The organism is Streptomyces mayteni (assembly GCF_054783955.1).
Window position 1 is genome coordinate 164,442 of the sequence record NZ_BAAGPR010000004.1, and the last position, 15,859, is coordinate 180,300.

A 15,859-nucleotide genomic window follows, 5' to 3' on the forward strand; every position below is an offset into this window, starting at 1 on the left:
CAACAAATCCGGCGCTCGGTACGTCCCTCCTTGTAAAGGAGAAGCGGCAGGCGCCGCAGGACGGATGAACGCGCATAATTTGTGGCGATTTGAACACTTTCCGTATGGCTGTGGTGCCACAGGGTGAATCATCGGGTGAATGGCAGATCGTGGCTTGTCCGCGCAGAGCCCGCGCTTGTAATTTCACTCATGTCGTTCGAGCGGTATCGATAACGGCGGCATCACGGGGACGCAAAGAAGACGAGGGGCGCGCATATGACCGAGCTGTTCCAGCAACTGCTGGTCGACGAGGCGGACGAAGAACTCGGCTGGCAGGAGCGCGCGCTGTGCGCCCAGACCGACCCGGAGTCCTTCTTCCCCGAGAAGGGCGGCTCCACGCGCGAGGCCAAGAAGGTCTGCCTCGCCTGCGAGGTCCGCTCGGAATGTCTCGAATACGCCCTGGCCAACGACGAACGGTTCGGAATCTGGGGCGGATTGTCCGAGCGTGAACGCCGCCGCCTGAAGAAGGCCGCCGTTTGACGGCCGTTTGACGGCCGCACGACGGCCGCACGACGGCGGTCCCCCACGACGAGGGGCCCGGGCACCGGCAGCCGCTAGTGTGGTGCGACGTCCACCACCGTCCAGCGAACCGGGGTCCGCACCTCGATGTCCGTGCAAAGTCATCCCGAATTCCCCCAGCACGTCGTCACGGCGGTGCTCGTCTCACACGACGGCGAACGCTGGCTCCCCGAGGTGCTTGCCGGGCTGCTCGGCCAGGACCGCCCGGTCCAGGACGTCATCGCCGCCGACACCGGCAGCGCCGACTCCTCGGCCACCCTGGTCAGCGACGCCCTCGGCGCCGAGCGCGTCCTCCACCTCGCCCGCCGCACCGGCTTCGGTGCCGCCGTGGCCGAGGCGGTCCGCACCGCGCCGGTGCTCACCCCGGACGAGCTCCCCTATCTCAAACGGCCGAACGCCTGGGACCCGGTCACCCGCAGCTGGAACAACGACGTCTACGACCTGCCCGAACTCCCGCACGGCGAACCGGTCCACTGGCTCTGGCTGCTGCACGACGACTCGGCACCCGCCCCCGACGCGCTGCTCGAACTCCTCCGCCAGGCCGACGCCAGCCCGTCCGCCACCATCGTCGGCGCCAAGCTCCGCGGCTGGTACGACCGCAGGCAACTCCTCGAGGTCGGCGTCTCCATCGCCAACAGCGGCCGCCGCTGGACCGGCCTCGACCGCCGCGAACAGGACCAGGGCCAGCACGACCAGGTCAGGCCCGTCCTCTCCGTCTCCACCGCCGGCATGCTCGTCAGGCGCGACGTCTTCGAGCGGCTCGGCGGCTTCGACCGGCGGCTCCCGCTGATGCGCGACGACGTCGACCTCTGCTGGCGCGCCCAGGCCGCGGGACACCGGGTGTTGATCGCCCCTGGCGCCGTCGTCAGGCACGCCGAGGCCGCCTCCCGCGAACGCCGCGCCATCGACTGCGGCGGCCGGCTCGGCGGCAACCCGCACCGCGTCGACAAGGCCGCCGCCAGCTACGCCCTGCTCGTCAACGCCCGCGCGGCCGTGCTGCCCTGGGTGCTGTTCCGGCTCGTCCTCGGCACCCTGCTGCGGGTGCTCGGCTACCTCGTCGGCAAGCTCCCGGGACGCGCGCTCGACGAGGTCACCGGGCTGCTCTCCACCCTGCTGGTCCCCGGCCGGGTGCTCGGCGCCAGGCGCCGCCGCCGCTCCATCACCGACCCGGGCAGCGACCCCAAGGAGCTCCGCCCCTACTTCCCGCCGGCCGGCGCCACCCTCCGCACCACCGTCGAACAGGTCGTCAGCAACTTCGGCGGGCGCTCGGAACCCGCCGCCGCCTCCGGCGGCCGACACGGCGCCGTCGAGTCGGGACCGAGCGACGACGAGTCCGACTCCCTGGAGATCGAGCAGTTCGCCAGGCTGCGGCGGCTGGCCCGCCGCCCCGGGCCCATGCTCTTCCTGGTCCTCTTCCTCGCCTCGCTGCTCGCCTGCCGCGAACTCCTCGGCACCGGCGCCCTCAGCGGCGGCGCCCTGCTGCCCGCGCCCGGCGAGGCCGGCGCGCTCTGGGACCGCTACCTGGACACCTGGCAGCCCGTCGGCACCGGCGGCGACGCCTCGGCCCCGCCCTTCATCGGCCTGCTCGCGCTGCTCTCCACCCTGCTGCTCGGCAGCCCGGGGCTCGCGATGACGCTGCTGCTCGTCGCGTCCGTCCCGCTGGCCGGCGTCAGCGCCTACCTCTCCTCAGGGCCGCTGGTCATGTCCCGGCTGCTCCGCGCCTGGGCCAGCGTCGCCTACGCCTTCCTGCCCGCCGTCACCGGCGCCCTGGCCGGCGGCCGGATCGGCACCGCCGTGCTCGCCGTGCTGCTGCCGCCGCTCGCCCGCACCGCCGTGGCGGCCGCCGGCCTCGCCGGCGGCGGCCGCGGCCCCTGGCGCGCGGCCTGGGCCTGCGCGCTGCTGCTCTGCGGCGCCGTCGCCTTCACCCCCGTCGTCTGGCCGATGGCCGTGCTGCTGGCGGCGCTGGCCGTCGCCCTGCCGCCCCGTCAGGAGCCAGGCGCCCGCCGCGCCCGGGGCCTGCGGCTCGCCGCGGCGCTGCTCACCCCGGCCGTACTGCTCGGCCCCTGGTCCTGGTCGGTGCTGCTGAGCCCGTCCGACTTCCTCCGCGAGGTCGGGCTGCCGTTCACCACCGCCCGGGCCAGCGCCCAGCAGCTGCTCAACATCAACCCGGGCGGCCCCGGCACCGGGGGCACCTGGCTGCTGATCGGCCTGGTGCTCGCCGCGCTCGGCGCGCTGCTGCGCACCGAGCGGCGGCTCGCCATCCTCGCCGCCTGGACCGGCGCGCTGGTCGGCCTCGGCTTCGCGATCTGGTCGGACGGCGAGGGCTGGGCGGGACCCGCCACCCTGGTCTACGGCCTGGCCCTGCTGTGCGCCGCGGTGCTCGGCGCGGACGGCGCCCGCTACCGGGTCGCCGCGCAGAGCTTCGGCTGGCGCCAACCGGTCGCCGTGGCCATCGCCGGCGCCTCGGCGGCCGGCCCGCTGCTGGTCGCCGCCGGCTGGATCCTCGGCGGCGCCGCCGGCCCGCTGGAGCGCGTCAACCCGGTGCAGGTGCCGGCGTTCGTCGCCGAGGAGAGCTCGGCCCGCGACCAGGCGCGCACCCTCGTCCTCGCCGGCACCGGCGACGCCGACGGCGCGCTGCCCGAGCACATCGACTACACCCTCGCCCGCGGCTCGGGCGCCCGGCTCGGCGACGCCGAGCTCGGCGAACTCGTCGGCGACGACACGGACCTGGGCCGCGTGGTCGGCAACCTCGCGGCCGGCTCAGGCGCCGACCAGACCGCCGTCCTCGCCGACTACGCGATCCGCTACGTGCTGGTCAAGGACGGTTCGCCGCGCGGCCTGCACCGCGTCCTCGACACCACCCCCGGGCTCCAGCGGCTCAGCCAGGAGGACGGCAGCGCCCTGTGGCGGGTCGGCCGCGAGGTCTCCCGGGTCACCGTGCTGCCGCCCGACGGCGAAGGGGCCGCGGAGGGCGAGGCCGCCGAGCCGATCGCCGTCCCGGCCGGCGCCGTCGAGGTGCACGCCGACCTGCCGGACGGCCCGGCCGGCCGCATCCTGCGCCTCGCCGACGCCGCCTCGGACAGCTGGGTCGCCACCCTCGACGGCCGGCCGCTGACCCCGGTCACCCTCGGCGGCTGGGCCCAGGTCTTCGAACTGCCGGAGGGCGGCGGCCGGCTGGCCGTCGTCCACGAGACGCCCACCGGGCACACCGTGTGGGTGTGGGTCCAGGGCTTCGCCCTGCTGGTGCTCGTCGTGCTGGCGCTGCCCGGCCGGCGCCGCGAGCTGGACGACGACCTGCCGGAGGAGGAGGCCCCGCCGGTGGAGGCCCCGACGGGCCGCCGCGCCCGCCGGGTGGCCGCCGCCGAGGCCGATGCGGCACCGCCGGCCGGGTCGCCGGCCGAGCCGGCCGACGGGCCGCGGGATCCGGAACCCGCCTACGTCCCGCAGCCCGCCGGCCAGGACCAGTGGGCGGACACCGGCTACCAGAGCCAGCCCTACCAGCAACCCGGCTACCAGCAACCCGACTACCAGGACCCCGCCGGATACCAGGGGACCGGCCAGCAGATCCCGCAGCAACCGGGCTACGGCGGCTGGGACGAGCGGGGCCACGACCAGAGTTACGACCAGCGATACCCCGCCCCCTATGACTACCCGGGCGACTACGGTGACGGGAGCGACCAGCGGTGAACCGCGCGACCATGTCCCTGCTGGCCGGCATCGCGGTGCTGGCGGCCCTCACCGGCGTCGCGGCGCTCCGCCCGGCCGACGACGTCGAGCCGACCACCCTGGAGGCCCGCGTCCCCCGGGCGGTCGAGCGCAGCGCGCTCACCTGCCCCCGGCCGACCGCCTCCGAGGGCGCCACCACCTGGTACACCGCCTTTACCCCGCCGCCGCTCAGCCCCGGGTTCGAGCAGGACGAGGCGGGCAGCGCCGCGCTGCTGCCGGCCCCCGAGCACTCCGCGGGCTCCGTCGTCGACGACGATTCCGACGAGGAGCCGCCGGCCGAGTCCGACCCGGTGGTGCCGCTCGAGGAGGCCGGCGCCCCGGTCACCGTGACCGTCACCGACTCCGACGCGCCCGCGCTCACCGGCACCGCCGAGGCCGGCCTCGCCCCCGGCTGGACCGTGCAGCAGACCACCCGGGTGGAGACCGGCAACGGCCGCGGCCTGCTCGGCACCGCCTGCCAGACCCCGGACACCGAGTTCTGGTTCGCCGGCGCCAGCACCGCGGAGAGCCGCGGCGACTACGTCCACGTCACCAACCCGGACGCCGCCGCCACCGTCGTCGACATCGAGCTGTTCGGCCCCGATGGCCGGGTCGAGACCGACAACGCCGAGGGCTTCACGGTGCCCGGCGGCACCACGGTCCCGGTCCGCCTCTCCACCCTGACCGACGAGGCGGTCGGCGATCTCGCCGTGCTCGTCACCGCCCGCACCGGCCGGATCGGCGCCCAGATCGAGGCCGTCGACGCCCAGCGCGGCGCCGACTGGCTCACGCCCTCGACCGCCGCCGCCAACGGCCCCGTGGTGCTGCCCGGCATCCCGGCCGAGGCCACCGGCGTCCGCCTGGTGGCGTTCGCGCCCGGCGACGACGACATCACCCTGGAGGTCGGCCTGGCCGGCCCCGGCGGCACCATCACCCCGGCCGGCTTCGAGACCGTCTCGCTGCGCTCCGGCGAGCTGACCGCCCTCGACCTCGGCAACCTGACGCAGGGCGAGGCCAGTTCCGTGGTGCTCACCCCGGCCGGCGGGTCAGGGTCCGGCCGGGTGGTCGCCGCCCTCCAGGTCGTCGGCGGCGAGGAGGACGCGGCCGAGATGGCGTTCATCCCGGCCACCTCGGCCGTCGAGGAGCGGGCCACCGTCTCGGGCAACACCACCTCGGGCACCGCCCTCGCGCTGACCGCGCCTGGCGACGCCGCGGAGGTCTCCGTCACCATCTCGGCCGGCACCGAGGGCGGCGAGCCGGTCACCGAGACCTACACGGTGGACGGCGCGACCACCCTCACCGTCACCCCCGAGCTGCCGGAGGGCACCGGCGGCACCTACGCGATCACCGTCCAACCGAGCGGCGGCGGCCCGCTGTTCGCCGCCAGAACGCTCACCATGGGCGACGAGGACGCCCGGGTCTTCACCGTCCAGACCCTCCTCGACGACCACTCGGCCGTCGAGGTCCCCGACACCCGGCAGGACCTGTCCGTCCTGCTCGACTGACCAGGGCCCGACCGGCGGCACGCCTCAGTCCTGGCCAGCCCCTCAGTCCTGTCCATACTTGGGGTCCACCGACTCCGGGGCCAGCCCGAGCAGCTCCGCCGCCTGCTCCACGCACACGTCGTGCACCAGCTGGGCGCACTCCTCGCGGTCCCGGCTGCGCAACTCCACCGGGCGGCGGTAGACCACGATGCGGTCCGGGCGGCCGCGCCGCCCCCTGACCACCCCGCCGAGCGGCACCGCGTCCGCCCCGTCGGGCCCCGGACCCCCGCCGTCCAACCAGGGCACCTCCTGCACGGCGAAGTCCACCGAGCCGAGCTGCGGCAGCCTCCGCCGCAGCCGCTCGGCCGAGTCGTGCACCAGGGAGTCGAAGGTCTCCGCCCGGCTGGCCGCCAACGGCACCTGCGGGGGAGCCACGGGGCCGCGCATGCCACGGCCGTGCCGGTCCCGATGCCGGTGACCGGTCGGTCCCGAGGGGGCGGGGGGGACGCTGCTGGATTTGTCCATCAACCATCGACCATAGAGGACGAGACGCCCTCCGGTCAGAACGCCGACCGTCCGACGGCCTGGGAGCGACCCAGGGACAAGACAGAACCTTGAGACGAATCACCACAGCGCGGGCATGTCGAGGACGACACGGCGGGGTGACGCCACCTGGAGTCGTCGCGGCCCGCTCAGGAGTGCGGTACGGTCCAACATCGTGAGCCCCGTCCGTCGCTGTTCGCGCACCGCGTGCGCCCGCCCCGCCGTGGCGACGCTGACGTACGTCTACGCGGATTCCACCGCCGTCCTCGGGCCCCTCGCGACCTATGCCGAGCCCCACTGCTACGACCTGTGCGCCGAGCACTCGGAGCGGCTGACCGCGCCGCGCGGCTGGGAGGTCGTCAGGCTCGCCATCGACCCCGCCGCGGCCCGGCCCCGCGGGGACGACCTGGAGGCCCTGGCCGACGCCGTCCGCGAGGCCGCCCGCACGCCGCCCAGGCGGAGCCCGCCGCCCCAGGGCCCGCCACCGAGAGGCGCCGACCCCATGGAGGTCGCCCGCCGCGGCCACCTGCGCATCCTCCGGCCCCCTGACTCGTAACGGGCGCCCGGTACATTGACGCCGGAGCCGGGCCCCGTCCGGCCGACCCGACCCGAGAGGCCGGCCGCCGGGCCTTCGCGCCACCGCCAACCTCCGACACCAGACAAGGGGTCAGCTGTGCCGGACCTGTCCCAGATCGTCAAGGCGTACGACGTCCGCGGCGTGGTTCCCGACCAGTGGGACGAGCGCCTCGCGAACCTGTTCGGCGCCGCGTTCGTCGAGATCACCGGCGCCGACGCCATCGTCGTCGGCCACGACATGCGGCCGTCGTCCCCGGGGCTCGCCGCCGCCTTCGGCCGCGGCGCCGCCGCCCGCGGCGCGAACGTCACCGAGATCGGGCTCTGCTCCACCGACCAGCTCTACTACGCGAGCGGCGCACTCGACCGACCGGGCGCGATGTTCACCGCGAGTCACAACCCCGCGCGCTACAACGGCATCAAGATGTGCCGCGCCGGCGCCGCGCCCGTCGGCCAGGACACTGGTCTCGCCGACATCAGGGCGCTCGTCGAGCGGTGGGCCGAGGAGGGCGCGCCCGAGTCCGTCGCCGAGCCGGGCGGCGTCGAGCAGCGGGACGTCCTCGCCGACTACGCGGCCCACCTGCGCTCCCTGGTCGACCTCGGCGGCATCCGCCGCCTGAAGGTCGTCGTCGACGCCGGCAACGGGATGGGCGGCCACACCGTCCCCACCGTCCTCGCCGGCCTGCCCCTCGATGTCGACCCGCTCTACTTCGAGCTCGACGGCACCTTCCCGAACCACGAGGCCAACCCGATCGATCCGGCCAACATCGTCGACCTCCAGGCCCGGGTCAAGGCCACCGGCGCCGACCTCGGCCTCGCCTTCGACGGCGACGCCGACCGCTGCTGCGTCGTCGACGAGCGCGGCGAGTCCGTCTCGCCGTCCGCCGTCGCCGCCCTCGTCGCCGCCCGCGAGCTGGCCAAGTCCCCTGGCGGCACCGTGATCCACAACCTGATCACCTCCTGGTCCGTGCCCGAGGTGGTCAGGGAACACGGCGGCACCCCCGTCCGCACCCGGGTCGGCCACTCGTTCATCAAGGCCGAGATGGCGCGCTCCGGCGCCATCTTCGGCGGCGAGCACTCCGCCCACTACTACTTCCGCGACTTCTGGAACGCCGACACCGGCATGCTGGCCGCGCTCCACGTGCTGGCCGCGCTCGGCGAGCAGGACCGGCCGCTCTCCGAACTCGTCGCCGCCTACGACCGCTACCCGGCCTCCGGCGAGATCAACTCCACCGTCGACGACCAGCCGGGCCGGGCCGCCGCCGTCCGTGCCGCCTACGCCGACCGCTCCGACGTCACCCTCGACGAACTCGACGGCCTGACCGTCACCGCCGCCGACTGGTGGTTCAACCTCAGGCCCTCCAACACCGAGCCGCTGCTCAGGCTCAACATCGAGGCCCGCGACCGGGCCACCGTCGACAGGATCCGCGACGAGGTGCTGGCCATCGTCCGCGCCTGACCCGGCAGGACACCGCGGTGACGTGCCCCCCGTCGGCCGGGTTCCCGGTGCCGGGGCGGCACCCCTGCGGGTAGGGTGATCAGCGGAGAACGAAGCCGCCCGGAACAGACCTGGAGCGGGCCGCCGCCTCGGAGGGAAGCCATGTCACTCGTCGAAGCCGCCCTGCTCGACCTCCTGGTCTGCCCGGTCTGTCACGCGTCGCTGCGCGAGGACGACCAGGAGCTCGTCTGCACCGGCGACGGCTGTGGCCTGGCCTACCCCGTCGAGGACGGCATCCCCGTCCTCCTCGAGGACGAGGCCCGCAGGACCGACTGAGCCCCGCAGCCACGACCCGAGCGGTCCCTCCCGGCCCTCGGGCGCGTCTCGGGCACGAATCGGAGAGCCCGCATGATCGACGAATCGCTGCTCGACGCCACCGAGGAGCTGCTCCGCGCCGACCCGCGTGGCCTGCTGCGCGCCGTCGCCGCCGCGGGGGCCCACGTCCGCACCGCCGTCCGCGGCGCCGAGGAGTCCGAGCTGACCGGGCTCCACCCGGAGGGCCGCCCGGGCGCCGTGCTGGTCGCGGGCCCCGGGCCAGAGGCCCGGCTGGTCGCCGACCTCTTCGACGCCCTCGCCGAGGACGGGCTGCGCGTCTCCCGGCTCCGCCCCACCGGCGCGCTCGCCGCGCCCGGCGCCCTCACCTGGCCGCTGCCCCGCTGGGCCGGCCCCCTCGACCTGCTGCTGATCACCTCGGCCGAGGGCACGGAACCCGGGCTCGCGCTGCTGGTGGAGGCCGCCTACCGGCGCGGCTGCGCCATCGTCTCCGTCACCCCGGCCGGCTCGCCGCTCGCCGAGGCCACCGAGCACCGCCGCAACCTGACGATCCCCTACAGCCCGGCGCCGTACCAGGAGCCCGCGGGACATCCCGGCGCCCCCGGGCCCGGCTGGGCGCTGATCGCCCCGCTGCTGCTGCTCGGCGACCGGCTGGGCCTCTTCCCGGCGGACGGCGCCGCGCTGCACACCATGGCGGACAGCCTGGACGCCGTCGCCGAGCGCTGCGGCCCCACCAGCCGCACCCACGGCAATCCGGCCAAGACCCTGGCCGCCGAGTTCGGCGCCGCGCTGCCGCTGCTGTGGAGCGAGGGCCCGGTCGCCCGCGCCGCGGCCAGGCACGCCGCCGCCACCCTCACCGGCCTCGCCGGCCGCCCCACCCTCACCGCCGCGCTCCCCGAAGCGCTCACCGCGCACGGCACGCTGCTCGGCGGGAACCTGGCCTCGGGCGCCGGCGACCCCGACGACTTCTTCCGCGACCGCGTCGACGAACCGGCACCGCTGCACGCCCGCGTCCTGCTGCTGCGCGGCCCGCTGCCGGGCACCGAGGAGGAGACGGCGGGCGCCGCCGCGGCCGCCCGCCAACTCGCCTTCGAACAGGGCGCGGCCTTCGGCGAGTTGGAGACCTCGGGCACCAGGGGCGACACCACGGACCCGCTGGTCGTCGTCGCCGAGCTGATCGCCCAACTCGACTTCGCGGCCGTCTACCTGGCCCTCGCCTCAGGCCCCCGCGCCTGACCGCGCGCCCCACCCTCGGCCCGACCGGCCACACAGCCCCACAGCTCAGCGAACAGGAAACACTCCGGATGGACCGCCTCGTCAACACCGTCCGCCCCTACGCCTGGGGCTCGCCCACCGCCATACCGACGCTGCTCGGCACCGAGCCGACCGGCGAACCCCAGGCCGAGCTGTGGATGGGCGCCCACCCGGGCGCCCCCTCCCGGGTGGACCGCGGCGCGGGGCCCGCCTCGCTCGCCGACGTCGTCGCCGCCGACCCGGAGGGCGAGCTCGGCGCGGCCACCGTGACCGCCTACGGCCCCCGACTGCCGTTCCTGCTCAAGCTGCTCGCCGCCGACGCCCCGCTCTCCCTCCAGGTCCACCCCGACCTGCCCCAGGCCGTCGCCGGCTTCGCGGACGAGGAGGCCCGCGGCGTCCCTGTCGACGCCCCGCACCGCAACTACCGGGACGCCAACCACAAGCCCGAGCTCATCTGCGCCCTCACCCCCTTCGACGGCCTCTGCGGCTTCCGCCCGCCCGCCGAGACCGCCGACCTGCTCGACGGCCTCGGCGTCGACCAGCTCAAGCCCTACGCCGACCTGCTCCGCGCCAAGCCCGAGGGCGACGCGCTGCGCGAGGTGCTCACCGCCGTCCTCACCGCCGACCCGGTCGCGATGGCGGACACCGTCCTCAGGACCACCGAGGCCCTGGCCGCCGGCACCGCGGCCGAGCACGTCTCCTACGCCGAGATGGCCCGCCACTACCCTGGCGACCCGGGCGTGATCGCCGCGCTGCTCCTCAACCACGTCCGGCTCCAGCCGGGCGAGGCCCTCTACCTCGGCGCCGGCGTGCCGCACGCCTACCTGAGCGGCTTCGGCGTCGAGATCATGGCCAACTCGGACAACGTGCTGCGCTGCGGGCTCACCCCGAAGCACGTCGACGTCCCGGAACTGCTGCGCGTCGTCCGCTTCGAGGCCGGCGCCCCCGGCGTGCTGCGGCCCACCGGCGAGCCGGACCAGAACTACCCGGCACCCATCGGGGAGTTCCGGCTGAGCCGGCACCTCCTCGACGCCGCCGCGCCCACCAGGACCCTGCCCGCCGGCACGCCGAGCATCCTGCTCTGCACCGCGGGGCGGATCACGCTGCGGGACCGCGAGGGCACCCAACTCGCGCTGGCGCCAGGTCAGTCGGCCTACGTCAGGGCCGACGAGACGGTGGACGTCGCCGGGGCCGGCACCCTGTTCAGGGCCACCACCGCACCCACCGCACCCACCACCCCCTGAACCCCGCGGGCGCGGCCGGGATCCGATGCCGCCGCTGGGGCGCCGACGCCATCCGGTGTAGATTCGACGGAGTCATTTCGTCGCTGCTGATGGCAGTCGGGCGCCCCGCGCGGGCCGCCCGGCCGAGGGGTAAGAAGGCCCTCCGACGGACCGTGAAGCCTCGGGCGGGGCGGGCTTTCGCCTGCCGTCCGACGCCGCACCCTGTCCGTGAACACTCCCCGCCGTGAGGAGCAAGCCGTCATGACGACGAGCGCCAACGACGCTCAGGCCCCGCAGACCCCGAAGACCGCGCAGAACGGCGACGACTTCAAGGTCGCCGACCTCTCGCTGGCCGCCTTCGGCCGCAAGGAGATCACCCTCGCCGAGCACGAGATGCCCGGCCTGATGGCGATCCGCGAGGAGTACGCCGCGGCGCAGCCGCTGGCCGGCGCCCGGATCACCGGCTCCCTGCACATGACCGTGCAGACCGCGGTGCTCATCGAGACCCTGGTGGCGCTCGGCGCCGAGGTCCGCTGGGCCTCCTGCAACATCTTCTCCACCCAGGACCACGCGGCCGCCGCGATCGCCGCCGCCGGGATCCCCGTCTTCGCCTGGAAGGGCGAGACGCTCGAAGAGTACTGGTGGTGCACCGAGCAGGCGCTGACCTGGGTCGACGCCCCCTCCGGCGGGCCCAACATGATCCTGGACGACGGCGGCGACGCCACCCTCCTCGTGCACGACGGCGTCGAGTACGAGAAGGCCGGCGCGGTCCCCGACCCGGCCACCGAGGCCAGCAACGACGAGCACCGGGTGATCCTGGAGCTGCTGACCCGCACCCTGGTCGAGAACCCGCAGAAGTGGACCCAGGCCGCCGCCGACATCCGCGGCGTCACCGAGGAGACCACCACCGGCGTGCACCGCCTGTACGCGATGTTCAAGGAAGGCACCCTGCTCTTCCCGGCCATCAACGTGAACGACTCCGTCACCAAGTCGAAGTTCGACAACAAGTACGGGGTCCGCCACTCGCTGGTCGACGGCATCAACCGCGGCACCGACGTGCTCATCGGTGGCAAGACCGCCGTGGTCTGCGGCTACGGCGACGTCGGCAAGGGCAGCGCCGAGTCGCTCCGCGGCCAGGGCGCCCGGGTCGTCGTCACCGAGGTCGACCCGATCTGCGCCCTCCAGGCCGCCATGGACGGCTACCAGGTCGTCCGGCTCGAGGACGTGGTGGAGACCGCCGACATCTTCGTCACCACCACCGGCAACAAGGACATCATCCTCGCCTCCGACATGGCGCGGATGAAGCACCAGGCGATCGTCGGCAACATCGGCCACTTCGACAACGAGATCGACATGGCAGGGCTCGCCGACATCCCGGGCATCGTCAAGGACGAGGTGAAGCCGCAGGTCCACACCTGGACCTTCCCGGACGGGCACACCATCATCGTGCTCTCCGAGGGCCGCCTGCTGAACCTGGGCAACGCGACCGGCCACCCGTCGTTCGTGATGTCCAACAGCTTCGCCAACCAGACGATCGCCCAGATCGAGCTCTTCGCCAAGACCAGCGAGTACCCGACGGGCGTCTACACCCTGCCCAAGCTGCTGGACGAGAAGGTGGCCCGCCTCCACCTGGACGCGCTCGGCGCCCGGCTCACCGAGCTGCGCCCCGAGCAGGCCGAGTACATCGGCGTCCCGGTCGAGGGCCCCTACAAGCCCGAGCACTACCGCTACTGATCCCGAGCGGCGCCCGGCCGGCCCCACGCCGGCCGGGCGCCCCGCTCCACACCCCCTCCTCCTGATGCCACGCGGCCGCTACCTCCGCCACGACCCCGCCGACGGAACCCCGCTCGGCGAGGAGCGCTTCCAGTGCGCCCCCGGGCCCACCGGCTGGCGCTACGTCTCCCGGCTCGACGACCCCGCCGGCCGGCCCGCCGAGTCCGTCGACCTCACGCTCGACCACCTCGGCCGCCCCATCCGCCTCGAACTCAGCGCCGGCGACTGGCGGGTGCGCGGCGCCGCCCTGGACGGCGTCACCTGGGTGCGGTTGGCCGCCACCGGCGGGGAGGGCACCGAGGGCAACGCCGCCGCCCGCGCCTTCACCGGCGCCTCACCGGCCTTCCTGGTGGCCACCGCCCACCTGCTGCGGCTCACCCCGGCCGAACCGACCGCCCGCGTCCGGCTGGTGGCGCTCACCCCGCCGGTGCTCGCGCCACGCACCCACGACGAGACCTGGACGCTGCTCGGCACCGACACGCACGCCACCGACGCCGGGCCGCTCACGGTGCGCGCCTACCAGGTCGACGACCAGCAGACCGGCGAGCGCGGCACCGTCCACCTGGCAGGTGACGTGGTGCTCGCGGCCCCCGGGATCGAACTCGCCGACCTGGACTCCCCGCCGTCCCCCGGCATGCCGGGCCCGGCTACGACGGAGGAGTGAACCCGCCGGCCGGCGGAGCCGCCTCCGACCCGCCGGGTATCTCCCGCGCCACGAAGGGCGCCGGGGCCTGCGCAGGTATCCCCGCCGGCGCCGACTCCACCGGTGCCGGTGCCGGTTGGAAGGCCGTCGGCGGCTGGGCCGCGACCTGACCGAAGACCCGCGCGGCCTCGCGCCGCTGCCGCTCCGCGACCAGCGCCGCCAGATAGGCGGCCGGCGGCATCCCGGGCGGGGGCGCCGCCCCGACCCAGGCCGTCATGTCGTTGGCCAGCCCGGCCGCCATCGACCAGGCGACGCCCTGGTGCAACTGCCCCATCCGCGCCAGGAACTGCCGCGCCGCGAGCCACAGCGGATCCGGCACCCTGGACAGGTCGAGCCGCGCGAACTCCTCAGCCAGCCACGGCGGCGGCGGGGGTATCGGCGCCGAGGCCGCCGCCGAACCCGGCAGCCGCTCCCGCACGACCAGCGTCCCGCCGAAGACATCCCCGAGCCGCCGCCCCTCGGCCGAGACCAACGAGGCGATGCACGCCACCGTGCCCGCCGTCAGCAGGATCTCCACGAAGCCCACCGCGCCCCGCACCAGCGCGTGCCGGAACCGGATCGGCCCCCCGTCGACCCGCACCACCCGCAGCCCGAACGCCGCCTTGCCGATCGACCGGCCCTTGCTCAGCGTCTCCACCGCGATCGGGCCGCCCACCAGCACCAACATGAGCAGCGCCACGGTGATCGCCTGCGCGGTGGCCGGGCCGAGCGGCAACACGGTGCTCACCAACACCACCGAGATCAGCAGATAGCTCCCGATGACCACGGCCAGATCAAGCAGGAGCGCCATCGCCCGGCTCGGCAGCCGCGCGGGCTGAAGGCCCAGCACCACCGCGTCGCCCGTCACCAGCTGACTCATCCGGCATTCCCCCTTCCACTGGACAGTCTGACACCGACGTCTGACAAGCTTCAGACCATGGACCTCGACGTGTTCACCGCGGCCCACCGAGCCGAGTGGGATCGGCTCGAAGCCCTGCTGCGCCGTCGGCGTGCCCGGCTCAGCGGGGCCGAGGTGGACGAACTGGTGGCGCTCTACCAGCGGACGGCGACCCAGCTCTCGCAGCTCCGTTCGTCGGCCCCCGACCCCGCGCTGGTCAATCGCCTCACCAACCTGGTGGCCAGGGCCCGCAGCGCGGTGGTCGGCACTCGCAAGGCCACCTGGCGGGACGCGCTCCACTTCTTCACCGCCGCGTTCCCCGCCGCCTGCTACCGCACCAGGCGCTGGTGGGTGCCCACGGCGCTGGTGTTCACGCTGCTGACCGCGGTGTTCGGCTGGTGGATCGCCGCCAACCCCGAGGTCCAGCTCGCGATGGCCGCCCCCGAGCAGCTGCGCGAGATGACCAGGCCAGGCGGCTCCTATGAGACCTACTACTCGAGCAGCCCGGCCGCCGCCTTCTCGGCGCAGGTCTGGACGAACAACGCCCAGGTGGCCGGCCTCTCGCTGGCCCTGGGGGCGCTGCTCGGGCTGCCGGTGCTGTGGGTGCTGCTCCAGAACATGCTCAACCTCGCCGCCGGTGTGGGACTGATGGCCTCGGCGGACCGGCTCGACGTCTTCCTCGGCCTGGTCCTGCCCCACGGCCTGCTCGAACTGACCGCGGTCTTCGTGGCGGCCGGCGTCGGGCTGCGGCTCGGCTGGACGGTGATCGACCCCGGCCCGCGCACCAGGGCCTCGGCCCTGGCCCAGGAGGGGCGGACCGCCATCGGCATGGCCATCGGCCTGGCGTTCGTGTTGCTGCTCTCGGGGCTGATCGAGGGCTTCGTCACGCCCTCCGGGCTGCCCACCTGGGCCCGCATCGCGATCGGGGTGCTGGCGGAAGTGGCCTTCCTGGCCTACGTCTTCGTCGTGGGCCGGCGGGCCGCGGCAGCCGGTGAGACGGGCGACCTCGCCGCCGCCGACCGCGCGGCTGAGGCCCCGGTCGCCGCTTGACCGCCGTCTCGGCTTGACGCGGGTGCCACCGGGGCGTAACGTTCTCCGAGCTGCCACTGAGCCGCCGGCTTGTCCGGAAGGCAAATGGAAGCAATCCCGCCACACTATGTGGCAATCACTGCGTCTGAACGCTCTACCCGCGAGGGTCTCTTTCGGCTTGCCCGAAACAGCTTCTCCGGGGCCGGATTTGGAATTCGGCGGGGGTTGGTTCTAAAGTAGTGGACACACCGAAGGGAAGCCCGGAGGAACCCGAGAGGGAACCGAAGGAAGCGTCCGTTCCTTGAGAACTCAACAGCGTGCCAAATAGTCAATGCCAGATTTTTTGAAGTTGGATCCATGATCCAA

Annotated in this window: 13 protein-coding genes; 11 read left to right on the forward strand and 2 right to left on the reverse strand. The window is 74.3% G+C overall.

The window, feature by feature from the left end; all coding sequences use genetic code 11:
- Positions 1 to 255 precede the first annotated feature (255 nt).
- From ACYVPE_RS03525 to ACYVPE_RS03535, 3 genes are all read left to right on the forward strand, one after another.
- Positions 256 to 519, forward strand: coding sequence for a WhiB family transcriptional regulator (locus tag ACYVPE_RS03525; RefSeq protein ID WP_132820341.1), 264 nt, complete (start codon positions 256 to 258; stop codon positions 517 to 519).
- Between the two features lie 126 nt (positions 520 to 645).
- Positions 646 to 4,245 (forward strand): glycosyltransferase family 2 protein, encoded by a 3,600-nt coding sequence (locus ACYVPE_RS03530; RefSeq protein WP_461031870.1) that lies wholly within the window; start codon positions 646 to 648, stop codon positions 4,243 to 4,245.
- Positions 4,242 to 5,768, forward strand: coding sequence for a DUF5719 family protein (locus ACYVPE_RS03535; RefSeq protein ID WP_461031871.1), 1,527 nt, complete (start codon positions 4,242 to 4,244; stop codon positions 5,766 to 5,768). The genes ACYVPE_RS03530 and ACYVPE_RS03535 overlap by 4 nt, the downstream gene beginning before the upstream one ends.
- A 42-nt stretch (positions 5,769 to 5,810) precedes the next feature.
- Here ACYVPE_RS03535 and ACYVPE_RS03540 read toward each other — a convergent pair whose 3' ends face one another.
- Positions 5,811 to 6,272: a metallopeptidase family protein gene (locus ACYVPE_RS03540; protein WP_461031872.1), complete on the reverse strand. Its 462-nt coding sequence runs from the start codon at positions 6,270 to 6,272 to the stop codon at positions 5,811 to 5,813.
- A gap of 115 nt (positions 6,273 to 6,387) precedes the next feature.
- Between ACYVPE_RS03540 and ACYVPE_RS03545 the strand changes: the two genes are divergently transcribed.
- The 7 genes from ACYVPE_RS03545 (at position 6,388) to ACYVPE_RS03575 (ending at position 13,548) form a co-directional block, all read left to right on the forward strand.
- Complete coding sequence (locus ACYVPE_RS03545) at positions 6,388 to 6,846, forward strand: DUF3499 domain-containing protein (protein WP_461031873.1); 459 nt, start codon at positions 6,388 to 6,390, stop codon at positions 6,844 to 6,846.
- A gap of 117 nt (positions 6,847 to 6,963) precedes the next feature.
- A complete protein-coding gene (locus ACYVPE_RS03550) occupies positions 6,964 to 8,322 on the forward strand; it encodes a phosphomannomutase/phosphoglucomutase (protein WP_461031874.1) in 1,359 nt (452 codons plus the stop codon).
- Positions 8,323 to 8,463: 141 nt separating this feature from the next.
- Positions 8,464 to 8,637 carry a Trm112 family protein gene (locus tag ACYVPE_RS03555; protein WP_461031875.1) on the forward strand — a complete coding sequence of 58 codons (174 nt, stop codon included), beginning with the start codon at positions 8,464 to 8,466 and terminating at the stop codon, positions 8,635 to 8,637.
- Between the two features lie 72 nt (positions 8,638 to 8,709).
- Positions 8,710 to 9,870, forward strand: a complete 1,161-nt coding sequence (locus ACYVPE_RS03560) for an SIS domain-containing protein (RefSeq protein ID WP_461031876.1) — start codon at positions 8,710 to 8,712, stop codon at positions 9,868 to 9,870.
- A gap of 68 nt (positions 9,871 to 9,938) precedes the next feature.
- Entirely contained in the window at positions 9,939 to 11,132 is a 1,194-nt protein-coding gene (manA, locus tag ACYVPE_RS03565; RefSeq protein WP_461031877.1) for a mannose-6-phosphate isomerase, class I, read from the forward strand.
- A 240-nt stretch (positions 11,133 to 11,372) separates the two neighbouring features.
- Positions 11,373 to 12,845 carry an adenosylhomocysteinase gene (gene ahcY, locus ACYVPE_RS03570; RefSeq protein ID WP_461031878.1) on the forward strand — a complete coding sequence of 491 codons (1,473 nt, stop codon included), beginning with the start codon at positions 11,373 to 11,375 and terminating at the stop codon, positions 12,843 to 12,845.
- 64 nt (positions 12,846 to 12,909) lie between these two features.
- Positions 12,910 to 13,548 (forward strand): hypothetical protein, encoded by a 639-nt coding sequence (locus ACYVPE_RS03575; protein WP_461031879.1) that lies wholly within the window; start codon positions 12,910 to 12,912, stop codon positions 13,546 to 13,548.
- Here the strand turns inward: ACYVPE_RS03575 and ACYVPE_RS03580 are convergent.
- Entirely contained in the window at positions 13,532 to 14,446 is a 915-nt protein-coding gene (locus ACYVPE_RS03580) for an RDD family protein (protein ID WP_461031880.1), read from the reverse strand. The two genes, ACYVPE_RS03575 and ACYVPE_RS03580, sit on opposite strands and share 17 nt — an antisense overlap.
- A 57-nt stretch (positions 14,447 to 14,503) precedes the next feature.
- Here ACYVPE_RS03580 and ACYVPE_RS03585 point away from each other — a divergent pair, with 57 nt between their 5' ends.
- Entirely contained in the window at positions 14,504 to 15,514 is a 1,011-nt protein-coding gene (locus ACYVPE_RS03585; RefSeq protein WP_461031881.1) for a stage II sporulation protein M, read from the forward strand.
- The last annotated feature ends 345 nt before the right edge of the window (positions 15,515 to 15,859 follow it).